The following is a 22430-nucleotide window of genomic DNA, read 5'->3' on the forward strand; positions in this document are numbered from 1 at the left end:
CTCTTCGGTGAAACCTGTACTTTATTAAAGTTAGTTAGCAAGATGCATAAAAAACTATGTACAGAAGATCGGTTTTACGGAATAGTCAAAAGGAGGGGATGGGCGATCGTAATTCTCCTCTTTCAGAGAGGTGGTCGCAGACCGGGGTGAAAAAAAAGTAAATAATAATTGAAACCGAGTTAATAGCTTCTTTTAGCAGTTGGATCTGTGATGATAATATAATCACCTAAGCCGGAAAACTTATTCCATTCCGGTTTTTCAAAACCTTCATCAGCAAAAGCTGAAATATTCAGGATTTTTAGTTGAGGTGAATATTGCCTAAGCTTGGCAATCGTACCGAGTTTTTCGTCGCTGTGAAACCTGCCATTCAAATGAAAAATCTTTATGCCCTTATTTACCTGGTTAAATTTCGAAATGGACCATGCCATGGTTGCATCCCAGAAATTTTGAGTTTGATAGACTTTCATTGTTCCCATTCCATGGCCGCCGAGTAAGCCAGTAAATTTTTCATAATACCTGCCTGTAGCTGTATCAATGGATAAAGGTGGTAAAAAATTTGATGATGTTTTTGGGAAATTATTTAGCACAGCCAAGCCATTTTTAGTCACCGCATTGCTGTATCGTGCTGCTGCATTTGCCGCAATAACTTGTAATTTATTGGTTTTGGCATATTCAACCAAAGGCTTGTAATCATTGTAATTCTCCCAGGCTCTTCCTTCTTTTATAAAGTTCTTCTCCGAGATTACATCAGCTAAATATTCGTTTACCACCGGCTGAATATCAGTATGAAACATTTCCATACTGAGTGCTACCCGTTCCGGATAGGCATGATTTAGTTTTTTGAAGATTTCCGTTTCCAGAGAATGGCCAATGGAATCATTATGTTCTTCACCGAAAAATAATACATCTGCATTTTTCATCTCTGCAACGATGTCATCAACAGTGATTAGCTTTTGTTTCTTAACATCATAAATTTTATACCGATTACCAGTGTCTTGTGCATTTAAGCCAATGGCAAGAGTCATCGCTATCACGAGCAGGAAATATTTCATGGGGCTTAAATTAGGAAATATTTTTCACCGATAAAATTCAGCCATTCACCGCTGTTTTGCGAGTTTTGATAGAATAGACCTATATAAGCGTATAATTTGTAAACATCTTTACTTATTAAAATACGGCAAACACATGGATAACATCAATCATAACGAAAATAATCAAATTAAAAACTCAGGAAAGGCATTGGGTGGTTTGGTTATCGTCATCATCGGGCTCGCTTTTTTATTAGACAACATGGGGCTTGATATCCCAAACTGGATCTTTAGCTTTTGGAGCCTGCTTATTGTATTGGGGATTTTTATAGGCGTTCGCCGGAATTTCAAAGGCATAAGTTGGCTAATTCTGATATTGATCGGGAGTTATAATACCATAGATCGAATGGGCTTCGATTTGGATTTATCTAAATATGCACTTGGGTTAGGCCTGGTCATTATTGGAGGTTTTTTGATTTTCAGGTCGAATGGCGGCAATGGCATCAAAATGAAGAAAAAAATGAAAGATCGGTTTAAGGATCAACTGTCAACCAATGCTGAGGGAGTTGAATTTAAAGCAGCTGATAAAGGTACATTTGAAAATGACATTATCGATGTTGTGGCAATTTTCGGTGGTAACACTCAGACTGTTTATTCTAAAAATTTCAGAGGCGGAGATATTTCTGCTGTATTTGGTGGTGCCGATATAATCATGACACAAGCCGATTTCGCTGAAACAGCCAGTCTGGAAGTTACTGCAGTTTTTGGAGGCGTTAAGTTGATTGTTCCGCATCATTGGGCTATAAAATCTAACGTAACCGCAATGTTTGGCAGTGTAGAAGATAAACGATCACATTTAACGCCTGGCGAAATTCAAAAAACCTTAATTTTAAATGGAACTGCAATGTTTGGCGGAATTGAAATTAAGAGCTTTTAAACACAGATTAATTACAGCTAAAAGCTACTGGCTGATAATAAATCTATAAATAATTAACAGCATACGGGTTAAAGATGAAAGCCAATTCATCTTAACCCGTATGCTGATTGAACAACACAAACTCATACCTAAACTAAACTACTTTGACAACCAGACCACTCTCTATCCCGCAGATACAAAGGATCTCGCTCAGCTTTGCTGTTGCCTGGATAATACTGTGCGCCATAGGGTTGCATTTTGTGATTAATTTCTCCTGGATGATTTCCTTCGCTGATAGTCTTGTAAACAATGTTTTACTGGCTGCAGCATGCATAGGAATCAGCAATATGCTGGGCTATTACCAGCCTAAAAACGAACGGATTTTGTATGTTCTGATCGTTACCCTGGCATTAACATTTGTTATTATTTACATCGCTAAATATGCAATGTTATATGTTTTTGCCGATTTTAAAGAGTATCAGGATTTTTATAATTTTTCTTTTGCTTTTAGAGGGCTAATCTCCTTTATGTGCCTTGGATGGTGTGCATTAGCCAATATATTATGGTATAGGCTGGAGGAACAAACCGAAACACATGAACGCCTTTCTGCAGCTAAGGGCTTAGCAAAAGAGGCTGAATTAAATAAATTAAGGCACCAGTTGCAGCCACACTTTCTCTTTAATAGTTTAAATTCTGTGTTTGCGCTCACCATGATTAACCCAAAGGAAGCCGGTGTAATGATCACCAAATTGGCTTCATTTTTACGGGGTACGTTAAAAAGAGATGACGAATTATGGGTGACTGTAGAAGAAGAAATGGAATACATTCAACTGTATCTGGATATTGAAAAGGTACGATTCAGTCACAGGTTAAATATTGAGGTAAATATTGCAGAAGACACATTAAAGCTCTGTTTGCCTGGTACTTTGCTACAACCAATAGTAGAAAATGCCATTAAATTTGGTCTTTATAATACATCTGCAGGGATTACCATAAAGGTTGATGTAACATTTGAACATAATTTGCTCCTATTGAGGGTAGAAAATCCTTTCGATCCGGAAATGAAAGCTGCCGGTGGAACAGGTTTCGGATTGGGCGCAATAAAGCGCAGGCTTTACCTGTTATTTGCTAATCCACATTTGTTGCAGACAGAAATTGAGGCAAATAATTTATATATTACGACCTTAAAAATTCCACAAAAAAATGATCAGAACGATACTCATTGATGATGAACCTTTAGCCAGAGATATTGTTAAATTTTATCTGAACGATCATCCTGAAATAGAAGTTGTTGCCGAATGTTGTGATGGTTTTGAGGGGTTAAAAGCCATTTCTTTACACAAGCCGGATCTTATTTTTCTTGATATTCAAATGCCTAAAATAAGTGGTTTTGAAATGCTGGAATTGGTAGATGATAAACCCGGTGTGATTTTCACTACCGCTTTTGATGAATATGCCATTAAGGCTTTTGAGGTTAACGCCGTAGATTATTTACTTAAACCTATTGATAAAGCTAGGTTTGACGCCGCTATTAAAAAGCTTCCTGGCAGATTAAATCAGCAAGGGAATACAGAAGCTGTATTGGATGCAGCGGCATTAAGTCCGGCGCAAAACAATAGGGTAGTGGTAAAAAAGGATGGTGTAATTAAAATTATCCCAACGGGCGATATCAATTACCTGGAAGCTGATGATGATTATGTAAAGTTGAACACTTTAGATGGCGTTTTCTATAAGAATAAAACGATGGCCTATTTTGAGCAAACCTTAGATCCAACTCAATTTATCCGTATTCATCGTTCTTATATTATCAATCTGGCACAAGTAACTAAAATCGAATTGAAAGAGAAAGACAGCTATATTGTATTATTAAAATCAGATATATGGTTGCCGGTAAGCAAAACTGGCTACATTAAACTGAAGGCTGCATTGGGGCTGTAAGAACATAATTCAGTGTTTATTGTCTTATTTAATTTAATCGGATTCATAAAAAGAAATATTATTCCACCCAAATAATCACGAGAAGTTTGCAGCTAGGAATAGAAAATGTATGATTACTGCTGATTTTAAGTAGAATTATTATATTTGCATACTAATAAAAAATAAAAAGTAAACACTCTTGCATTTGTAGAGAAATCACTTTATATTTGCACCTCTTAATTTTGAAATTAATAAGATAATATACAGTCATGAAAAGAACATACCAACCTTCGCAAAGAAAGAGAAGAAACAAACACGGCTTCCGCGAAAGAATGGCAACAGCTAACGGCAGACGAGTATTAGCATCACGTCGTGCTAAAGGAAGAAAAAGATTAACAGTTTCTGACGAACGCAAGCATAAAGCATAATTTTTGATTGCTTTTCCGGAATCGGAATCGGCAGAGCAAATCTGCAATTATCAATCAAAAATATATGTACACATTCAGGAAAGAAGAACGGTTATGCAGCAGAAAACATTTAGATCTGCTGTTTAAAAACGGTTCTTCTTTTTTATTATACCCATTTCGCATCTCTTATCTATTTATTGACGAGCTTGCAAGCGTTCCAGCTCAGGTGGTGATCAATGTTCCTAAGAAAAGATATAAACGGGCAGTAGATCGTAATCTGCTTAAGCGCCGCATTCGCGAGGCTTATCGCTTAAATAAACAAGCAGAATTTTATAATCAACTCTCAACCGATAAAGGTTTGTTGCTTTTCTCTATCCAGTTTGTGGGGAAGAAGAAATATGAATTTACTTTTATCCAGAAAAAGTTAGTCGCTACATTTAAGCGTTTCCAAACCTTAATTCAGCCCAATGAAATTCATCAATAAGTTTTTCGGCTGGTTTTTTCTCGGTCTGATCAGGATTTATCAATATGCCATTTCTCCAATGCTTGGGGCCAATTGCAGGTTTACGCCAACTTGTTCGCAATATGGAATAGAAGCAATTCGTAAACATGGCCCGTTTAAAGGTGGTTGGATGGCTTTGAAAAGAATTGGTCGCTGTCATCCCTGGGGGAAACATGGACATGATCCGGTGCCTTAGGGTTTATTAGTCATTGGTCATTAGTTAATTGGTTCATAGACTCCGAACTATCGACTTCGGACTAATTATAAATTAATATGTTTTTCGTAGTTAATTGATTAATCATTGGTTCATATACTTCGGACTACTGACTTCGGACTCCCAACTCCCAACCATAATCCCCTTTTCCCTTTTACATTTTTTAATACCTTTGCCTCATGGCTAAAATACTTCAAATAGAAACTGCTACGCAGGTTTGTTCTGTTGCTTTATCAATTGATGGGAAAACTGTTATTGTAAAAGAGGAGAGTGGTCAGAATATTCATGCCAGTAATGTTACGCTTTTTATTGATGAGGTGGTTAAAGCTGCTGGATTAACTTATCAAGACATAGATGCGGTTGCCGTGAGCAAAGGCCCGGGATCTTATACAGGCTTACGAATTGGTGTTTCTACGGCTAAAGGTTTATGTTACGCCTTAGAAAAACCATTAATTGCCATTGAGACACTGGAAATGATGGCGGCCGGATTTCTAATTGAAAACCCGGAATATAACGGTTTAATTTGCCCGATGATTGATGCGAGAAGGATGGAGGTTTATACTTCCGTATTTAATTCATCATTAGAAATTATCGAGCCAACGTCTGCCAAAATTATTGATGAAACCAGTTTCGCTGATTTACTTTTGCAAAACAAAATTACCTTTTTAGGAGATGGTGCAGCGAAATGTGCGGAAACCCTTCATCACCCTAATGCTGGTTTTAGTGATCAAAATTTCAATGCTGCACGTAATATGTCTGTATTAGCCAATAATGCTTTTAATCATGGTCATTTCGAGGATGTAGCTTATTTCGAACCCTTCTATTTGAAGGATTTTGTAGTTACCCAACCCAAAAAGAAAGTCTGATTACTTTCTCTTAAAGATAGAAAACAGATTTTTAAAGAAACTTCTTTCTTGCTGATCATTAATCCCAGGCATGGTATCGCTAAATTGAGGATGGTTAACAATGTTACCAAATTTAATCCCGATCCCCATATAAAATGATGCGCCATTCGGGCCGCTTCCTTTATCGGAGGTGCCATTGTAAAGCCCTCGTGCATAGCTGATACTCGAAAGCATATTATCCGTACCACCGAAGATTTCAAAATTCGGGGTTTGATACTTTCCTTGTAAACCAACCATGAAAATATTATTGAGGTTATAAAGTGGTGTTACGCTTGCAGCCAGGTTTCTGTAAATAAAAGTATTTACAAAGGCAATATCACCACCCTTGTAAAACAGGTTTTTTGAAGCCACTAAGCCAGGTTTATAAAAACCGTACTGCTTGGAAGCATAAACGTCAATTTTTGCGTTTGTGGCCGCTAAAAATTTCCCACCAGGTCCGGCCAAAAATATATCTCTGATCTCTTTATTGTTATTGGAAGATTCATCATTAATATCTGAAAGTATTGTTTGTTTGTCGATGGAATTATTTATGGTGTTGCTTCTCCACCAGATAAATCCTAAATCCTTAACATTGGCCATTAAGAATAAGCCTTTTTTAGTAGTGTAATTGGTTCCGAAACTGAACGATAAACCAGGGTTTTTAAAATTTGGGAAAAAAGTGTTTTTATTAATCTCGTCTGTGTCAGAAAAATTGCTGGCATAATTGCCATTAATCTCTATTGCCAACGCATTTAAGTTAGGATCGATGTAGAGACTTGAATTTCTGATATCCAGTTTATTGTATAAAATACCACTCAATAAACTTGCTTTTAAACCAAAGGCTAATCTTTTATTGTAATTCTCTCTATAAGTGAAACTGAATTGATGATAAGATTGCTGATAACCTTTCGTATTCAGAATTCCCTTCAGTTCTTGAACTTGTGGAAATCTGTCATAGCTATCAAATATAGCGAGTGTTTCGTTGGTATAGTCAATATGCAAATCTGCCCTAACTTGCCAGGCTAAACCCATTTCTTTTTGATATTTGTAAGATTTGAAAAGGCGGAATGTAGCCACATAAACGTTACTATTCAGGTAAAAATGGTTAATTGCACCTGTGCCAATCGGCAGCCCTCTTGTATCATTGATTCCTTCCTGACTTAGTTTTCGGATTACAGACTCTGCATCGCCAATATTGGCCGCATTTGCACCAAAATTAGGAAGGAAAAAATTGGAGGAAAATTTTCGTGAAGAATCCAGTGTGAAAGATTTTTGAGAAACGTTTTCAAAGGCATCAAACATGGTCCTGGTTCCAAATAGTGCATATTGTTGCGCCTTTGCGAAATAGCAACTACTCAATAAGAATACGGTAAGTAAGAGTTTCTTCATTTAATTTAGTTTTCTGCCCTGTTTTTTATTTAACGGTTACTTGATGAGTCTGGTACTTGCGGCTTTAAATATTTGTTTAAAAGCATGTTAGTAAGAAATTTGCTTTGATCTGCACTCATTTGATAGTAAAAAGTATCGAAAGTTTTTAAGCCGCTGTCTGCCTGTAAATGTTTGTAATATTGTGGTCGCATCTGACTTCTGAAAATGTTGTTCGATCGCTTTAAATTGATATAATACCCAATATTTGAAGTACTAGAAAGCTGGTTCATGGCATCCAGGTATTCAGGTTCCTGAATCAGCAGTTTATTGTTACGGTACCGACTCAAAAAAGACTGGATGGTACTCGCATTATTGGCCGCAATCAGGTAATTATCAATGATGGTATAATATGGCCTGACAAAATTCTTCATGGGTTCGCCCAGGTAAGAAAACAAGATATCAGAAGATTTGAAGTGTTTAATTTCATCGCTGTAATCTTCACTAACATCGAATAAAAGCTGTTTAACCTTTTCGCCATTACTTAAAGATATTGCCGTTAATTTCTCACCTGTATTTAATTGAAAAGTTACAAATTGATTTTTTAAATAGACCGAAAAAATTGCATTTAAATCTGTTCGGTATTCACTTCTAATGTGTTTAATGAGTGATGTTGTTTTATCAGTTAGTTTCTTTTGCGCTTGCCAGCTCATTAATTTTTTCTGCCACGATTGATAATTATCGTAAGCGTAAATGGTATAATTGGCAGTTTGATCTGGCAAAACGTTTTGGATTTCTATATTTTGAACCGGTATATTTTCGAAAAGTTTTAAATAATTATCAGCCGCCTTAATTTCAGTGTTGCCATTAAATAAAATCTTCTCCTTGCTAAAATTATAGTTTAAGGTAGCGAAGCTATTCTGTGCATTAAACACCGCAAGTTCGCCATTAATGTTTTCCGAAATAATATTTTTTAGTAAAAGCGGTGCCTGATTGTAGTTAATGTATAATTGTGCCAGAACATTTTTATTCTGCAATCTTGATTCTTTGATGTAAGCTGTAAAAGGATTTTCTTTTAATCTGATGCCCGCATCTTTGATCAATTTTAAAGAAGTTGATAAGGTTAACACCTGATGTTGAACGCCAACAAAAATATTCAGGCTATCGTTCACTTTAGCACTGTAAATATTCTTTTCCTGTGCTATGGGCGTGAGAAAGGGTTTAAGTTGGTTTTGAAAGTTCAGCGCAGTCTGATTTGGTTTAACCTGAATAGTAATTAGAAAGTTAAGCGTTTTATTGCTGTCGGGCAGTAAACTAAGGTAGATTTCCTGATCTAGAATCAGGCTGTTAATGGTCTTATTATTAACGAAACTTTCCTTGAGCTGTTTAAGCAAATCAGTTTTTTCCTTTCCAATGGCCTGCTGTAAGAGGTTTTGTCCTTCAATAATCTCATAAAACCCTTTGTCGTTCTGAAATGAAAAAAGAAGGGCAGCATTATTGGTTGCTGACTGAAGCGCCAGATCCTTCGCATCGTTTTCAATCCCCAATTTAGAAAAGTATAAATAGGACATTAATGCTACGCCTAATAATAAAACGCTTACTAAAATTATGATTTTTCTCATCTGCTGTGCAACAAATTTAATTTATTACATTGATTAGTGAGAAGTTCTTTGTCAATTTATTAATTTAGCGATTGCTTCTGGCAAAATGTACATATGAATAAACGAATAATACTTACTGCGTCTTTTTTCGGATTTGTTGCTGTTTTATTAGGCGCTTTCGGCGCACATGCCTTAAAAGCATTGGTAGATGGACCTTCACTCGAAATTTGGCAGAAAGGTGTTGATTACCAGTTTTATCATACCTTCGCACTTTTATATTTATCTACGTTTGCCCGCTATAGAAACAAGCTGATTAATATTGCTTACATCTGCTTCACCTTTGGGATTATCCTTTTTTCGGGTTCGCTCTATTTATTGGCCACCCGCAGTATTTTGCATTTAGAATTCGTAAATTTAATCGGTCCCTTAACGCCAATTGGCGGATTATTATTTGTTTTAGGTTGGATCATGCTGTTTTTCGCTGCATTTAAAGATAAATAATGGAAACTTTTGAAAATGATTTTTTTGCAGAAAGAGAAACACTTTTTGTAGAAGTGATCTTGCCTTTATCTTTGGCCAAGAACTATACTTATAGAATTCCTTTTGATTTAAATGATGAGGTTGCTATCGGCAAAAGGGTAGTAGTTCAGTTTGGAAAACATAAAATTTATGCGGCCCTGATTAGTGGCATTTCAAAGAATCCACCCACAGCTTACGAAGCAAAGTATATTATAGATGTTATCGATTCTGAGCCTGTTGTAACGCCCATGCAACTGAAATTCTGGACCTGGATGACGAATTATTACATGTGTAATGAAGGTGATGTGATGACTGCTGCACTGCCAGCAAGTTTAAAATTAGCTAGCGAAACCATCCTCATGCTTAGCGAAGACTTCAGCGATGAAATTGTACTTACAGAAAAAGAACAGATTATTATCACAACCCTTAAAAAGCAAGAAAAGTTAACTGTTAATGATGTTTCTAAACTTTTAGGACAAAAAACCATTTATCCCATTATTAATCATTTATTAGCAAAAGACTTAATTTTAGTGGCTGAAGAGGTGGTGCAGAAATATAAGCCACTGTTAAAATCCTTCATCCTGCTTAATGATTTTTATACAGATCAAGAGAATTTAAAGCAGCTTTTTAATGTTTTAGAACGCGCACCAAAACAGTTGGATGTATTGCTGGCTTATCTGAAACTTCAAAAATCAAATCTGCCGATTTCAAAGGAACAGTTGCTGGAAGAAAGCAATAGCAATCAGGCAGCTTTAAAAGCACTTACCGATAAAGATATTTTTGTTGTAACGAAACGTCCGGTGAGTCGTTTGGCTGCAAATGATGAAGAATTTAGTATTAATTTCAAACTTAACGAGCACCAGGAAAAGGCGCTTGCAAAAATTAATGATCACTTTAAAGAAAAAGATGTGGTCTTGTTACATGGCGTTACCGCTTCTGGCAAAACGCAGGTGTACATTAAACTGATTGAGGAAATTATTCAAAACGCAGATGGCCAGGTGTTATTTCTATTGCCAGAAATTGCACTGACTACGCAAATTGTGGAGCGGATTAAGCGTTATTTTGGAAATTCAATTGGTGTTTATCATTCTAAATTTAACAATAGCGAAAGGGTAGAAATCTGGAATAAAGTTCGTACCGGCGATTTTAAAGTAATTTTAGGCGCCCGGTCGGCGGTTTTTCTTCCGTTTCAGAATTTAAAATTAATTGTTGTTGATGAAGAGCATGAGCCTTCTTACAAGCAATACGACCCCGCACCGAGGTATCAGGCCAGAGATGCTTCGATTTATTTAGCACATCTTCACCAGGCGAAAGTGATTCTGGGCTCTGCTACACCATCTTTAGAAAGCTATTATAATGCCTTGCAGGGTAAATATGGCCTTGTAGAAATGAAGGAAAGATTTGGTGGTGTTCAGTTACCCAATCAACAGGTAGTGAGTATTTCTGAAGAAACCAAAAGGAAAACAATGGTTTCTTATTTCTCCAGTGTACTGATTAAAGGTATCGACCTGGCACTTTCTAAAAAGGAGCAGATTGTACTTTTTCAAAACAGGCGTGGTTACGCCACTATCTTAATTTGCGCCACTTGTGGTTATACGCCAAAATGTGTGAATTGCGACGTGAGTTTAACCTATCACAAAAGCAGTGGGAAGTTGCATTGCCATTATTGCGGTTATCAGCAAAGCAGTGTAAATATTTGTCCGGCGTGTGGTTCTGTGCATGTAGAACAAAAAGGTTTTGGCACGGAACGGATTGAAGAGGAGTTGAAATTACTCTATCCGGATGTTTCCATCGCCCGCCTGGATATGGATAGCACGAGAACAAAAAATGGACTGCAGCAGATTTTAAACGATTTCCAGGAGAAGAAAACGGATATTTTGATTGGTACCCAAATGGTTGCGAAAGGATTAGATTTTGATAACCTCAATCTGATCGGCGTAATTAATGCTGATACGCTTTTGGGTTATCCAGACTTTAGGGCTTACGAAAGAAGCTATCAGTTATTGGCACAGGTTGCAGGCAGGGCAGGTAGAAGGGCAGATCAAGGTAGCGTGTGTATTCAAACCTACGATGCCGGAAACCGGATTATTAAACAAGTGGTGGAGAATGATTATGAGGGCATGTATAACGATGAAATTGCGGAACGGGAAAAGTTTCTGTACCCACCGTTTTCACGAATGATATTCCTTTACATCAAACATAAAGATTCACATATATTAGATCATGCGGCGCTAACCTTAGCCAATATTTTGAAGGCTAAATTCGGCAAACGTGTACTCGGCCCAGAGCAGCCTTTAGTAAGCCGGGTGCGGAATCTTTATATCAAACAGATTATCATTAAAGCCGATAAACATACGGCTATACAGAAGGTTAAAGATGCTTTGCGTGAGACACTTACCCAGTTTAATGCAACCAAAGAGTTTAAAGGGGTGTTTATGCAGATCGACGTAGATCCTTATTAATTTTTCCCGTTTAAACTGAATTGTAATCCCGCTGAAATTGGGTTGAGTAAAAACTCCCATTTCTTGTAAGTGGTAACTGTTCTGGCTACGCCACCAGTTTCGGTGATGTCTTGTTTTTCGTAAGAATAATAGAAATCCAGGTTGCTCTCTGCGTAGAAGTTTAATTGAGGAAGAATATTTACTTTTAAGCCAATTAAAGGCGTTAATACCAAACCATTTTTACTGGCATCGGCAGTTTGCGTTACGTTGCTGGCCATCGGATTGCGTTGCGCAATGGTACCTGTGAAACGATTGGAGCGGTAGCCTAAGTCGAAGCCAAAGTAAGGTTGAATTTTTGAGTAGTTGAAATTTTTCTCAAAACCAATTTTGAAAGAGTAATCCGTTACTTTTCCATTCGCAATCTCACAGGTAGCACAGGTATTATCAAACTGGATATCATCTCTGTAATAAGCACCGCTAATGCGATAGCTGATCTGGTTGTCATTAAATTTAAGCATGGCGCCATTGGCGAATGCTTTAGTATAATCCTGGGTATTGGTTTGGTTTAATATTTTTGGCAATTGCATTAAACTAAAGGCACGAAAACCTATGGTATAATTGTAATCGGCTCCGGTTTGGGCAAATGAGGTTAAAGATATACACAGTGTGAATAGACTTAGTAAGATTTTCTTCATATATAGTGGTACTGATTTTCTTTAAAATTTATTGATTCCAAAAGTAGAAATAATTCCTCACTTCAGTATTATGATTATCTCAAACTTTATTAATAGCATATTTTGCTTTTGATATTCTGCAACTTAAGTCAATGTGGATTTCTTTATCTTGCATCACCACATAAAAAAGCTAATTTTGAGACTTTATGGCCTATAAATTTGTTGATAATTACCGGGAGCGTGGTGCGAGAAAGAAACTGGTAGAACTGTTAAGATCTCGCGGAATTGAAGATGAGCAAGTATTAAAAGCAATTGGAAAAGTTCCGCGTCATTTCTTTTTTGATGAAACTTTCTGGAATCAGGCCTATAAAGATATTGCCTTTCCTATTGGCGATGGTCAAACCATTTCGCAGCCCTATACCGTGGCATATCAAAGCGAATTGTTACACATTAAAAATAGCGATAAAGTTTTGGAAATCGGAACTGGTTCAGGTTATCAGACTTGCGTTTTGATGGAACTTGGGGCTAAAGTTGTGACGATTGAAAGGCAACAGAATATCTATAACAGAACCGTTCAGGTTTTACCCGGAATGGGTTATAAGCCTGTTTTCTGCTGTGGCGATGGATCAAAAGGAGTTGCAGAACATGCCCCCTACGATAAAATTATTGTAACGGCTGGCGCACCACTGGTTCCTGAGATATTGTTGAAACAACTTAAAATCGGAGGGATTCTTGTCATTCCGGTTGGCGATGAAAAAACGCAGAAAATGGTCACTGTAATTAGGGTAAGTGATACGGATTATGAGAAAATTGTATTGGATACTTTCAGGTTTGTGCCTTTAGTAGGGGATCAGGCGTGGTAAAAAGGGAGTCAGAAGTCTTTAGTCCAAAGTCTATAGTAGCGAGTATCAAATCCAAAGTTACCGTTCAAGTTTTAAATAGCTAGTGATTAGTCCAGGTCTTAAGTAGGTAGAATCGGGTATCAAGTCTGGCGTAATAAGCAGGAAGTCTATAGTCCACAGTTTAAAGTAGTATTATTATACTCCCAACTCTGGACTCCAGACTTATGACTCCCGACTAAAGACTCCAAACTACCTTTTCATCGCCCGATCCAGTTCACGTTTTGTGTCTCTGTCTTTAATGCTATCGCGTTTATCAAATTCTTTTTTACCCTGTGCTAATGCGATTTCAATTTTGGCAAATCCACGTTCATTTACAAAAATGCGCAATGGAACGATCGTATAGCCTTTTTCTTCTCCCTTTAATTTCAGTTTTCTAATTTCCTTTTTTTGCAAAAGCAAAGCCCGGTCTCTTTTAATGTCGTGATGGTAGAAAGAACTGTGGCTATATTCAGAAACATGCAGGTTTCTCACATAGAGGTTTCCGCCAATAAACATGCAGAAGGCATCGGTCATATTCGCTTTTCCTTGTCTGATGGCTTTTATTTCTGTTCCCAGAAGGGCAATTCCGGCTACGTATTTATCAAGTAAATTGTAATCAAAGTAGGCCCGTTTATTTTTTATGTTGATGTCGTTTTTCAAAGCTTGTATTGTTATTAATTGGTGTAGCAAAACTTGCTACAACTTACCGGTTCGAATCGCCGGGCTGCAAATATCTTAAAAATTGATGTGATATTCCAGTTTTATTCAATTTCATCAATGGCTAACTTAACAAACAGAAAGTTCATCTGTTTGTAAAAGCTAAAAAGAATATGATTATCTTCCCAATAAAATCAATTAAGTTTGGAATTTAAACATCGAAAATGAAATTTAAAAACCTTTTTTTAGTTCTTCTATTAGCCGTTACTTTTCAGGTTAAGGCACAACAGCCTACTTTATTGCCACAATTTACCTTTTTTAAATTAGATGGAAAGGCATTCTCCAACAAAGACCTAAAACAGGGTAAGAAAAACTTATTCATTCTTTTCGATTGTACCTGTGAGCATTGCCAGCGTGAAATGAAGAGCTTAAGTACAAATTATGCTCAATTTCAGAAGGCTAACATTTATCTGATTACTTTGGATGAAGCTTATATTATTCCACAGTTTTTCAATACCTACGCAAAGGGCTTAAATACCAAATCTAACGTTACGGTTCTACAAGATAAAAATCACATGTTTATTCCTGCATTTCTCCCGTCTATGTACCCGGCAATGTATTTATATTCAACGGCTAACAAATTGTTAGTATACAATTCTGGTGATGGTGGAATAAAAAAAATTATGAAGGTGATTAATAAATAACGGTTAACGAATAATCAGTACGGGGATATTTACCTTGTGCCTGACAGAATCAACTGTTGTTCCAAAAATCAGATCTTTTAAGCCTTTGTGTCCATGAGCGCCCATTACTAAAAGTTCCAATTTATTGCTATTACTGATATTTGCTATGGCTTTTGCGGTGCTACCGAAGCCGATATATGGCGTAGAATCATATCCCAAATCTTCGAGGTTTATTCTATATTTCTCCAGATTTTTCGCATCGCTTTCTGTTTCATGATCCATTACCTCCTGACCATGATATCTTGCAGCTGCCGTTTCTACCACATGAATTAAATAATAATGCGCATCTTTTCCACCCTGAATGAGCGCATGTCTGATGGTATTTCGATCGTTCTTTGAGAAATCAACAGCGATACCTATTCTATTATAACTGATTCGTTCTATTTTGCCAATGTCGAGCGCATTTCCATGAGGCACCATTTGCCTTTCGAGATTTTTTTTCTCAATGAGTGGATGGAAGAAAACGTATAAAAGCAGAAATACTATAAATATTAAGGCCGGTGCCACGATTACATAGATCCACCAGTTATTTGCCGCTGATGCCCAGCCGCTTATCTCTTCGATCACTAATTTTACATTTAATGCAATAATAGCGAAGGCACTTGCCCATGCCAAAACCTTTACCCAGGTTTTAATGGCAAAGTCTTTCATCAGTTTTTTGTCTGAATTGAAATGTATTAATGGGATTACGGCAAAACCCAATTGTAAGCTTAATATTACCTGACTTAAAACTAATAATCCGCCTAAAGCATCATCTCCATAGTGAAGGATGGTAAAAAATGCTGGTATGATGGCTAGTAAACGTGTAATTAGTCTCCGTAACCAAGGTTGAATCCGAAGGTTGATATGGCCTTCCATAATAATCTGGCCAGCTAATGTCCCGGTAACGGTCGAACTTTGTCCGGCGGCAATTAAAGCGATAGCAAAAAGGGTAGGTGCTACGTTACCAAAGATATTGGAAAGTAATTTATGGGCATCCTGTATCTCTGCCACTTCATGCAATCCGTTTTTATAAAATGCAGCAGCAGCTAAGATTAAGATTGCCGCATTCACAAAGAAAGCGAGATTGAGTGCAACCGTAGTATCAATCAGGTTAAACTTTAAAGCTTCTTTAATTCCCTTATTTGTGCGCTCAATCTTTCTGGTTTGAACAAGAGAAGAATGTAAGTAGAGATTATGCGGCATTACCGTGGCGCCAATAATCCCGATGGCAATATAAAGTGCATCGCCATTTAATATAGATGGTTCGAATCCCTTCGCGATCTCTTTAAGTGAAGGTTCTACAATGAACATTTCCACTAAAAACGAGATTCCAACAATAAATACCATCGATACAATGAAACCTTCCATGGCTCTCATGCCTCTGTTTAACAGAAAAAGCAGGAGGATAGTATCGAAGATGGTAATTGAAATTCCCCAGATGAGTGGCAAACCGAAGAGCAATTGTAAACCAATGGCCATACCAATAATTTCTGCTAAATCGCAGGCAATGATGGCGGTTTGCGCCAAGCCAAATAAGGGGATATTAGCCCAGCGGGGATAAGCATGTTTGGAAGCCTGTGCTAAATCTAATCCTCGTACAATACCTAACCTGGCACTAAGTGATTGTAATAACAAGGCAATCAGATTAGACATTAACAATACCCAAATCAATTGGTAGCCGAATTTACTTCCCCCGGCAAGATCGGTTGCCCAGTTACCAGGATCCATGTAGCCAACACTGATCAGGTAGGCAGGGCCGATAAATGATAAAATTCTTCGCCAGCCTTTTCTTTTACTGGTATTTACGCTTTGGTGTACTTCGCTAAGCGATTCAGTTTTTGCCATTACTGCTTATTAAAATGTGTTTTGCAACTTCTCTGCTAATATTAATTTGTTTCCCTGCAACCAGAATTTCTACTGAACCATCGAAATCGGTAACATCATTAATTTCGATTTGTTTGCCAAGTGTTAATCCGAGTTTTTCTAAATGCTTTAAAAAAGCAGAACTGTGCTGACTAACGCCCGTAATGGTACCACTATCTCCAATTTTTAGATCGATAAGCTTGGTAAACTGTGTTTTCGCAAATCGCCCATTTTTATCTGGAATAGGATCTCCATGTGGATCTGATTTAGGAAAACCCAGAAACTCATCCAGTCGTTCAATCAGTGCAGTAGATTTAATATGTTCGAGTTCCTCAGCTACATCATGTACTTCATCCCATTTAAAATTGAGTTTATCAACCAGGAAGACTTCCCATAAGCGGTGTTTCCGCACAATATCTATCGCCGCATTTCGGCCTTTATCTGTTAGGGTAACGCCCTGGTATTTGATGTAATCTACGAAACCCTTTTCAGCCAGTTTCTTAATCATGTCTGTTACCGATGCAGGTTTGGTTTGCATTTGCTCGGCAATGGCATTGGTTTGAACGCTATTGGTATTTTCTGCTAAGTGGTAAATGATCTTAAGATAATTCTCCTCGGTGAAACTTTGCATTTATGTTTATCTAATTTTATTTTTAGGTAAATCTAAAAATTATTTTCTAAAATTTATTAGATAAATTATGTTAAAATTTAGAATATAATTTGGTTATGTTTGTGTTCTCAATACCTTTGAATTTATATGGCATCAGAATTAGATAAAATTGATTTTAAAATTTTAAGAATTTTACAAGAAAACGGTCGCATCACGAACTTGCTTTTATCACAGGAAATCGGACTATCTCCGGCGCCAACTTTAGAACGTGTTCGTAAACTTGAAATGGCCGGGTTTATCAAAAGCTATCATGCCCTGGTTGATGAAGAAAAATTAGGTTTGGGCATTAAAACCTTTATTCAGATTCAACTGGATTTTCATAAAAACAATACGATTCAGATCTTTTTAGACGAGGTAAATCAAATTAAAGAGATTACAGAATGCCACCATGTAACAGGTCAGGCAGATTTTCTCTTGAAGGTTTATGTTAAGGATATTAAATCGTATGAACGTTTGATTATGGAGAAAATTAGTAAAATTTCTGTAGTTAAAACTTTTCAAACGATGATGATCATGTCAACCACTAAAAAAGAGCCGATTGTGCCATTGGAGTATTAAACCCCAAACCCCTGAAGGGGCTTTTTCTAACGATCGCCCATGTGGCCATAAAGAATCGTCCTCCTGAACTTGATTCAGGATCTTAACTAGAAAGGTACTGAACTAAATTCAGTATGACGATTTGGTTAAGAAATCTTCAAATGGTTGTCGTCTTGAACTTGGTTAAAAATATCTTGATACTAATTTATCGATAAGTTCAGAAATCTCCTTCGCATTCTGATAAACCATAAAATGTGTTCCATTTTGAATCAGAAAATCTGGCTTAGCCGTTTTTGAATACAGAATTTTATCGTTAGTGCCGTGAATATGATATAAACGATCAGGTGTGATCGTATTTCTCCATCCTAAAATGCTTCCGATTGCCCACTTCAAAAACTTAGGATCAGTATCGGTTATGATTTTGCTGAGTAACGTTTTTTCTTCAATAGATTTGGTGCCGAAAAAGAAGTTTTGACTAAACCTGTTAGACAATTTAATAAGACCGGACGGAATTAATTTTATCAAACGCAGTGTACCCGCAAAGCGATAAAGAACTGGTAATTCATAGCTTAATATCGTACTTGATATCGCTATCGTTAGCAAAGGCTTTAAAATTTTTGAAATTTCAACAGCAATCATTCCTCCAAAAGAAACACCGACTAAAACATAAGGTTTATCAACATCTATGATTTCACTTAACCTTTTTGCATAACTGGACAACGATTCATTTTTAAGGGGAGGAATCCAGTTAATATGAATCACTTTAATAGACTGATCAAGCTTGATCTTTGAAAAAATTCGTTTGTCGGCACCCAAGCCACTTATAAAATAGGCATTCATTATGCTGGTAAATTCCAGTCAATTGGTTTTAAATTATTTTGAATCAGCAATTGGTTGGCTTTCGAAAAATGCCTCGATCCGAAGAAGCCATTATAAGCAGAGAAAGGAGAGGGGTGGGCGGCGGTAAGTACGTAATGTTTTTTTTGATCAATTAATGCTGCTTTTTGCTGAGCGTATTTTCCCCAAAGTAAAAATACAATGTGTTCACTTTTTTCTGAAAGCGATTTGATAATCTCATCAGTAAAAATCTCCCATCCACGATTTTGGTGCGAACCCGCCTCTGCCGCCCGAACGGTTAAGGTTGCATTTAGTAGCAATACGCCTTGTTCTGCCCAGTGTGTTAAATTTCCGTGAGGTGGCGTTTTAAAACCATCAATATCGGTCTCTAACTCTTTATAGATGTTCTTGAGTGATGGCGGAACAGTCATGCCGCGTTGCACTGAAAAAGATAACCCATGCGCCTGACCTGTACCATGATAGGGATCCTGACCCAAAATAACCACCTTAACCTGATCAAAGGGTGTGGTATTTAATGCGTTAAAAATATCCTGCCCTCTTGGATAAACGGTTGCGCCACGTTCTTTTTCTTCCTTTAAAAAAGATTTAAGATTTTTCATATAATCTTTTTCGAATTCCTGATCTAAAACGGCTAACCAGCCAGGTTCTAATGCTGCAGACATAATTGATAATTGTGACGGTATTTTAAAATGTTATAAAAGGTAATCATTGTTTAAACGAAATCGAATACCAATAGTTTATGATTTTTTCTGATAAATGGCTAACAAGTCTCCTTCGAGTGTTGTTTTCGGACCTTCAATGATTCGGCCTAGTTCCTTTCCATTTTGATCATAGATAATAAAGGTAGGTACCATTTTGATATCCAGGCCATCAATAATTCCATTTTCTGCTTTCTTATTTCCGTCTACAGCAATAAGCTCTACGTTCTTTTCTTTGAAATGGAGCGCATCTAAAATTTTGAAGAAATTAGGAACGTTAACTTTACTATCACCACACCAGGTACCAAAAACAATTTTGATTTTTTCCTTTTTTACCAGCTTTTTAAGTTCGATCAGGGTCGCAGCATCTGGTGTATAGGCTGCATAAAGTGGATCATACATTTCCTTGAATTCAGGAAGTGTGGTTAATCCCTCACGTGTGCAGGCATTAATTAGAATATCTTTATTGTGAACCTGATCGTGTATTTTTTTATTGATTTCCTGTGCAGAAACGTTCATTGCGATGATGATTAAGGTAATGGATAAGATTATTTTCATGTTAACCTGGCGGATTGTTGTATCAGTGAAATTTTTAATGAAATTATTGTTTTAAAATCTAATATCTGCCATTTAAAAACGATATTTGCAAAAAAAAATAATTAGAATAAATTTTATGCCAAATTTTATCAGATTAATTGCGGGGTTTGCTTTACTGGGTGGCGCAGTAGCTTTATTTATTTTCGGCTTTTGGCCGTGGGGCATTTTTGCCATCTTATTAGGCCTTATTGTATTGGTTACTTACTTCTTTAATGAAAACATGCTTTTAGCACAATGGTTTTTAAGAAAGGACAATATGCCGAAAGCAAAAATGTTTTTAGACCGGATTACTAACTATGAAAGTCAGTTAATTAAGGTACAACATGGTTACTATAATTTATTGATTGGTTTAATTGAGAGCAGAACTGCACCGATGAAGTCAGAAAAATATTTTAAAACGGCATTAAGTTTAGGGATGCAAATGGATCATAACATTGCATTGGCCAAATTAAGTTTAGCCGGAATAGCAATGGCAAAAAGAAATAAACGTGAAGCTACGATGTATTTAGCTGAAGCTAAAAAAGCTGATAAGGGCAAATTGCTGGCAGATCAAATTAAGCAAATGAAAGATCAAATGGGCATGATGGACAAGCAACAGCAAGTTCGTTATCGCTAACTAAGTTATCATATTAAGATTAAGAGCCAGATTTATCTGGCTTTTTTTGTTTTAATACTTCGTTGAATAAAGTCATAATCTAAAAAATATTTTAGACTAGTCGAAATTTTTTGATATTTTGGGATTTTCACCGATCCTTTTTAATATTTATGGAATTATACTACTCCTTCTCTGTACTCATTGTTTTAGCATCTTTTTTCTCCTATCTTAATCTACGGTACCTCAAACTTCCATCCACCATAGGAATCATGATTATCGCGATGTTAAGCTCTATCGTGCTGGTGTTGACAGGTAGTTTATTTCCAAAAACGTTCGATCACTTTTCCACCTTGCTTCAGGATGTCGATTTTACAGAGGTGCTGATGGGCGCAATGCTGAACTTTCTGCTATTTGCCGGGGCTATTCATATCAACTTGGTTGATTTGAGAGAGCAACGTGCACCAGTGATTATTTTCTCAACGGTAAGTGTAGTCATCTCTACTTTTGCGGTAGGTGCGCTGGTATATTACATTGCGCCACTTTTAGGCTTTCAAATTCCTTTTATATACGCATTATTATTTGGATCGCTTATTTCACCAACAGATCCGATCGCGGTGATGGGGGTTTTGAAAGATGCTAACGTAAGGAAATCCCTGGAGACTAAAGTTGCAGGTGAATCGCTCTTTAACGATGGTGTTGCTGTGGTGATATTCGCTGTAATTCTGCAGCTGGCTCAGGGAAGTGACATCGATATAAGCTTCACCAACATCTCCTGGTTGTTAATTAAAGAAGCATTAGGTGGATTTGCTTTGGGAACGATCTTGGGCTTAGGTGCCTCAAATGCAATGAGAAAGATAGATGATTATAAAGTATCGGTACTCATCACTTTATCTGTAGTAATGGGCGGATATCTGATTGCGCATTCCATTCATATCTCCGGCCCACTAACCATGGTTGCTGCCGGAATAGTAATTGGTAATTATGGTAAACGTACAGCCATGTCTACCATTACTAAAGATTACCTGAATAAATTTTGGGAACTTATTGATGAGATTTTAAACGCAATCCTATTTCTTTTCATCGGCTTTGAATTATTAATCATTCATAACATTACAGATTACTGGTTGATTGGTATTTGCTGCATTATCATTGTACTTTTCTCCAGGTTCCTATCTATTTATATTCCGGTGGTATTAATTCCCTTTAAAAATAAATTTAGTAGCGGCACTATTAAGGTTTTAGTTTGGGGAGGTCTGCGTGGAGGGGTTTCCATCGCGCTGGTGTTATCAATGGATGAAGGGCCTTATAAACCTTTGCTGGTTGGGATTACCTATTTTGTGGTGGTATTCTCGATTATTGTTCAAGGTTTAACGGTTGGTAAATTGGCTAAGCGAGTGCTGTCTGTAGAAGAGGTTTAGTAGATGATTTATTATATATTCTTCTGAATATTTAATGATATGTAACAATTATTTGAAGTATTTTATGCCATTTCCGCCATTGCGAAGCACGAATCAATCTTAAAGCGATCGCTATCTAACTTCGGTCGTAGCGAGACGCTACAACCAGATTTTGGCACAACACTAACACACTCGTCATTGCGAAAAACGGTTTTTCACCGTTTTGCGGCAATCTCCTTGCTGCTAATGGTTCAGCAAGGAGGAGATTGCCACGAACATTACCGATGAAGGATCGGAAAATGTTCTCGCAAGGACGCTCGATGCGGGAGGAGCAACAAATACGCTATCCTGCCCCTCTCGTCATTGCCGGACGGGCTCTCTTCTTTGGGCAACCAAAGAAGCAAAGTTGCCGGCTCGCAATTATTCATATAGTTTATATCTTTTTATTTGCATTCATGAAGGCTGCGCCATTTTTCTATTAAAG

24 protein-coding genes are annotated in these 22430 nt (G+C 37.0%); 14 read left to right on the forward strand and 10 right to left on the reverse strand.

The window, feature by feature from the left end; genetic code table 11:
- Positions 1 to 179: 179 nt before the first annotated feature.
- Complete coding sequence (locus tag ACN1CD_RS18865) at positions 180 to 1052, reverse strand: ChaN family lipoprotein (protein ID WP_419131978.1); 873 nt, start codon at positions 1050 to 1052, stop codon at positions 180 to 182.
- A gap of 133 nt (positions 1053 to 1185) precedes the next feature.
- Here ACN1CD_RS18865 and ACN1CD_RS18870 point away from each other — a divergent pair, with 133 nt between their 5' ends.
- The 7 genes from ACN1CD_RS18870 to tsaB all read left to right on the forward strand — a co-directional run bounded on the left by ACN1CD_RS18870 (position 1186) and on the right by tsaB (position 5850).
- The gene (locus tag ACN1CD_RS18870; protein ID WP_419131979.1) at positions 1186 to 1965 is read left to right on the forward strand and encodes a LiaF transmembrane domain-containing protein; all 780 of its coding nucleotides are present in this window, start codon (positions 1186 to 1188) and stop codon (positions 1963 to 1965) included.
- 143 nt (positions 1966 to 2108) lie between these two features.
- Entirely contained in the window at positions 2109 to 3170 is a 1062-nt protein-coding gene (locus tag ACN1CD_RS18875; protein ID WP_419131980.1) for a sensor histidine kinase, read from the forward strand.
- Positions 3148 to 3882 (forward strand): LytR/AlgR family response regulator transcription factor, encoded by a 735-nt coding sequence (locus ACN1CD_RS18880; protein WP_419131981.1) that lies wholly within the window; start codon positions 3148 to 3150, stop codon positions 3880 to 3882. The genes ACN1CD_RS18875 and ACN1CD_RS18880 overlap by 23 nt, the downstream gene beginning before the upstream one ends.
- A 248-nt stretch (positions 3883 to 4130) precedes the next feature.
- Positions 4131 to 4289 (forward strand): 50S ribosomal protein L34, encoded by a 159-nt coding sequence (gene rpmH, locus ACN1CD_RS18885; RefSeq protein WP_010601723.1) that lies wholly within the window; start codon positions 4131 to 4133, stop codon positions 4287 to 4289.
- A gap of 64 nt (positions 4290 to 4353) precedes the next feature.
- On the forward strand, positions 4354 to 4752 hold the full coding sequence (locus tag ACN1CD_RS18890) for a ribonuclease P protein component (protein WP_419131982.1): 399 nt from the start codon (positions 4354 to 4356) through the stop codon (positions 4750 to 4752).
- Positions 4736 to 4966 carry a membrane protein insertion efficiency factor YidD gene (gene yidD, locus ACN1CD_RS18895; protein ID WP_320463018.1) on the forward strand — a complete coding sequence of 77 codons (231 nt, stop codon included), beginning with the start codon at positions 4736 to 4738 and terminating at the stop codon, positions 4964 to 4966. The genes ACN1CD_RS18890 and yidD overlap by 17 nt, the downstream gene beginning before the upstream one ends.
- A gap of 197 nt (positions 4967 to 5163) precedes the next feature.
- On the forward strand, positions 5164 to 5850 hold the full coding sequence (gene tsaB / locus ACN1CD_RS18900) for a tRNA (adenosine(37)-N6)-threonylcarbamoyltransferase complex dimerization subunit type 1 TsaB (protein ID WP_419131983.1): 687 nt from the start codon (positions 5164 to 5166) through the stop codon (positions 5848 to 5850).
- On the opposite strand, the gene ACN1CD_RS18905 is transcribed toward tsaB, so the two are convergent.
- Together ACN1CD_RS18905 and ACN1CD_RS18910 are read right to left on the reverse strand one after the other, a co-directional pair.
- The gene (locus ACN1CD_RS18905) at positions 5851 to 7257 is read right to left on the reverse strand and encodes a DUF5723 family protein (RefSeq protein ID WP_419131984.1); all 1407 of its coding nucleotides are present in this window, start codon (positions 7255 to 7257) and stop codon (positions 5851 to 5853) included. It lies immediately after the preceding gene.
- A 29-nt stretch (positions 7258 to 7286) separates the two neighbouring features.
- Positions 7287 to 8855 carry a hypothetical protein gene (locus tag ACN1CD_RS18910; protein WP_419131985.1) on the reverse strand — a complete coding sequence of 523 codons (1569 nt, stop codon included), beginning with the start codon at positions 8853 to 8855 and terminating at the stop codon, positions 7287 to 7289.
- 93 nt (positions 8856 to 8948) lie between these two features.
- On the opposite strand from ACN1CD_RS18910, the gene ACN1CD_RS18915 reads away from it, so the two are divergent.
- A complete protein-coding gene (locus ACN1CD_RS18915; RefSeq protein WP_419131986.1) occupies positions 8949 to 9335 on the forward strand; it encodes a DUF423 domain-containing protein in 387 nt (128 codons plus the stop codon).
- A complete protein-coding gene (gene priA / locus ACN1CD_RS18920; RefSeq protein WP_419131987.1) occupies positions 9335 to 11815 on the forward strand; it encodes a replication restart helicase PriA in 2481 nt (826 codons plus the stop codon). Before ACN1CD_RS18915 ends, priA begins: the two co-directional genes overlap by 1 nt.
- On the opposite strand, the gene ACN1CD_RS18925 is transcribed toward priA, so the two are convergent.
- Complete coding sequence (locus tag ACN1CD_RS18925; protein WP_419131988.1) at positions 11812 to 12489, reverse strand: hypothetical protein; 678 nt, start codon at positions 12487 to 12489, stop codon at positions 11812 to 11814. The two genes, priA and ACN1CD_RS18925, sit on opposite strands and share 4 nt — an antisense overlap.
- Positions 12490 to 12674: 185 nt before the next feature.
- Here ACN1CD_RS18925 and ACN1CD_RS18930 point away from each other — a divergent pair, with 185 nt between their 5' ends.
- Positions 12675 to 13331: a protein-L-isoaspartate(D-aspartate) O-methyltransferase gene (locus ACN1CD_RS18930; protein WP_419131989.1), complete on the forward strand. Its 657-nt coding sequence runs from the start codon at positions 12675 to 12677 to the stop codon at positions 13329 to 13331.
- Between the two features lie 228 nt (positions 13332 to 13559).
- Here the strand turns inward: ACN1CD_RS18930 and smpB are convergent, their stop codons facing one another.
- Positions 13560 to 14009, reverse strand: a complete 450-nt coding sequence (gene smpB / locus ACN1CD_RS18935; protein ID WP_029284382.1) for an SsrA-binding protein — start codon at positions 14007 to 14009, stop codon at positions 13560 to 13562.
- 221 nt (positions 14010 to 14230) lie between these two features.
- On the opposite strand from smpB, the gene ACN1CD_RS18940 reads away from it, so the two are divergent.
- Positions 14231 to 14710 (forward strand): TlpA family protein disulfide reductase, encoded by a 480-nt coding sequence (locus ACN1CD_RS18940; RefSeq protein WP_419131990.1) that lies wholly within the window; start codon positions 14231 to 14233, stop codon positions 14708 to 14710.
- A gap of 3 nt (positions 14711 to 14713) precedes the next feature.
- Here the strand turns inward: ACN1CD_RS18940 and ACN1CD_RS18945 are convergent, their stop codons facing one another.
- Together ACN1CD_RS18945 and ACN1CD_RS18950 are read right to left on the reverse strand one after the other, a co-directional pair.
- Positions 14714 to 16576, reverse strand: coding sequence for an Nramp family divalent metal transporter (locus ACN1CD_RS18945; RefSeq protein WP_419131991.1), 1863 nt, complete (start codon positions 16574 to 16576; stop codon positions 14714 to 14716).
- Positions 16563 to 17225 carry a metal-dependent transcriptional regulator gene (locus ACN1CD_RS18950; RefSeq protein ID WP_419131992.1) on the reverse strand — a complete coding sequence of 221 codons (663 nt, stop codon included), beginning with the start codon at positions 17223 to 17225 and terminating at the stop codon, positions 16563 to 16565. The genes ACN1CD_RS18945 and ACN1CD_RS18950 overlap by 14 nt, the downstream gene beginning before the upstream one ends.
- Before the next feature lie 126 nt (positions 17226 to 17351).
- Between ACN1CD_RS18950 and ACN1CD_RS18955 the strand changes: the two genes are divergently transcribed.
- Positions 17352 to 17822 (forward strand): Lrp/AsnC family transcriptional regulator, encoded by a 471-nt coding sequence (locus ACN1CD_RS18955; protein WP_056850310.1) that lies wholly within the window; start codon positions 17352 to 17354, stop codon positions 17820 to 17822.
- Between the two features lie 162 nt (positions 17823 to 17984).
- Here ACN1CD_RS18955 and ACN1CD_RS18960 read toward each other — a convergent pair whose 3' ends face one another.
- From ACN1CD_RS18960 to ACN1CD_RS18970, 3 genes are all read right to left on the reverse strand, one after another.
- Entirely contained in the window at positions 17985 to 18641 is a 657-nt protein-coding gene (locus tag ACN1CD_RS18960; protein WP_419131993.1) for an alpha/beta fold hydrolase, read from the reverse strand.
- On the reverse strand, positions 18641 to 19321 hold the full coding sequence (gene ung, locus ACN1CD_RS18965; protein WP_419131994.1) for a uracil-DNA glycosylase: 681 nt from the start codon (positions 19319 to 19321) through the stop codon (positions 18641 to 18643). Before ung ends, ACN1CD_RS18960 begins: the two co-directional genes overlap by 1 nt.
- Before the next feature lie 75 nt (positions 19322 to 19396).
- Entirely contained in the window at positions 19397 to 19915 is a 519-nt protein-coding gene (locus ACN1CD_RS18970) for a thioredoxin family protein (RefSeq protein ID WP_419131995.1), read from the reverse strand.
- Between the two features lie 115 nt (positions 19916 to 20030).
- Here ACN1CD_RS18970 and ACN1CD_RS18975 point away from each other — a divergent pair, with 115 nt between their 5' ends.
- Positions 20031 to 20570: a DUF2892 domain-containing protein gene (locus tag ACN1CD_RS18975; protein WP_419131996.1), complete on the forward strand. Its 540-nt coding sequence runs from the start codon at positions 20031 to 20033 to the stop codon at positions 20568 to 20570.
- Between the two features lie 149 nt (positions 20571 to 20719).
- A complete protein-coding gene (locus ACN1CD_RS18980) occupies positions 20720 to 21967 on the forward strand; it encodes a cation:proton antiporter (protein WP_419131997.1) in 1248 nt (415 codons plus the stop codon).
- Positions 21968 to 22430: the final 463 nt, after the last annotated feature.

This window comes from Pedobacter sp. N23S346, from assembly GCF_048515415.1.
In the GTDB taxonomy this organism is placed as follows: domain Bacteria; phylum Bacteroidota; class Bacteroidia; order Sphingobacteriales; family Sphingobacteriaceae; genus Pedobacter.

Bases quoted from the DNA above. Each gene is read 5' to 3' on its own strand.
- ACN1CD_RS18865 (WP_419131978.1), bottom strand. From the start codon at position 1,052: ATGAAATATTTCCTGCTCGTGATAGCGATGACTCTTGCCATTGGCTTA.
- ACN1CD_RS18870 (WP_419131979.1), top strand. From the start codon at position 1,186: ATGGATAACATCAATCATAACGAAAATAATCAAATTAAAAACTCAGGA.
- ACN1CD_RS18880 (WP_419131981.1), top strand. From the start codon at position 3,148: ATGATCAGAACGATACTCATTGATGATGAACCTTTAGCCAGAGATATT.
- rpmH (WP_010601723.1), top strand. From the start codon at position 4,131: ATGAAAAGAACATACCAACCTTCGCAAAGAAAGAGAAGAAACAAACAC.
- ACN1CD_RS18890 (WP_419131982.1), top strand. From the start codon at position 4,354: ATGTACACATTCAGGAAAGAAGAACGGTTATGCAGCAGAAAACATTTA.
- yidD (WP_320463018.1), top strand. From the start codon at position 4,736: ATGAAATTCATCAATAAGTTTTTCGGCTGGTTTTTTCTCGGTCTGATC.
- tsaB (WP_419131983.1), top strand. From the start codon at position 5,164: ATGGCTAAAATACTTCAAATAGAAACTGCTACGCAGGTTTGTTCTGTT.
- ACN1CD_RS18905 (WP_419131984.1), bottom strand. From the start codon at position 7,257: ATGAAGAAACTCTTACTTACCGTATTCTTATTGAGTAGTTGCTATTTC.
- ACN1CD_RS18910 (WP_419131985.1), bottom strand. From the start codon at position 8,855: ATGAGAAAAATCATAATTTTAGTAAGCGTTTTATTATTAGGCGTAGCA.
- ACN1CD_RS18915 (WP_419131986.1), top strand. From the start codon at position 8,949: ATGAATAAACGAATAATACTTACTGCGTCTTTTTTCGGATTTGTTGCT.
- priA (WP_419131987.1), top strand. From the start codon at position 9,335: ATGGAAACTTTTGAAAATGATTTTTTTGCAGAAAGAGAAACACTTTTT.
- ACN1CD_RS18925 (WP_419131988.1), bottom strand. From the start codon at position 12,489: ATGAAGAAAATCTTACTAAGTCTATTCACACTGTGTATATCTTTAACC.
- ACN1CD_RS18930 (WP_419131989.1), top strand. From the start codon at position 12,675: ATGGCCTATAAATTTGTTGATAATTACCGGGAGCGTGGTGCGAGAAAG.
- ACN1CD_RS18940 (WP_419131990.1), top strand. From the start codon at position 14,231: ATGAAATTTAAAAACCTTTTTTTAGTTCTTCTATTAGCCGTTACTTTT.
- ACN1CD_RS18945 (WP_419131991.1), bottom strand. From the start codon at position 16,576: ATGGCAAAAACTGAATCGCTTAGCGAAGTACACCAAAGCGTAAATACC.
- ACN1CD_RS18950 (WP_419131992.1), bottom strand. From the start codon at position 17,225: ATGCAAAGTTTCACCGAGGAGAATTATCTTAAGATCATTTACCACTTA.
- ACN1CD_RS18955 (WP_056850310.1), top strand. From the start codon at position 17,352: ATGGCATCAGAATTAGATAAAATTGATTTTAAAATTTTAAGAATTTTA.
- ACN1CD_RS18960 (WP_419131993.1), bottom strand. From the start codon at position 18,641: ATGAATGCCTATTTTATAAGTGGCTTGGGTGCCGACAAACGAATTTTT.
- ung (WP_419131994.1), bottom strand. From the start codon at position 19,321: ATGTCTGCAGCATTAGAACCTGGCTGGTTAGCCGTTTTAGATCAGGAA.
- ACN1CD_RS18970 (WP_419131995.1), bottom strand. From the start codon at position 19,915: ATGAAAATAATCTTATCCATTACCTTAATCATCATCGCAATGAACGTT.
- ACN1CD_RS18975 (WP_419131996.1), top strand. From the start codon at position 20,031: ATGCCAAATTTTATCAGATTAATTGCGGGGTTTGCTTTACTGGGTGGC.
- ACN1CD_RS18980 (WP_419131997.1), top strand. From the start codon at position 20,720: ATGGAATTATACTACTCCTTCTCTGTACTCATTGTTTTAGCATCTTTT.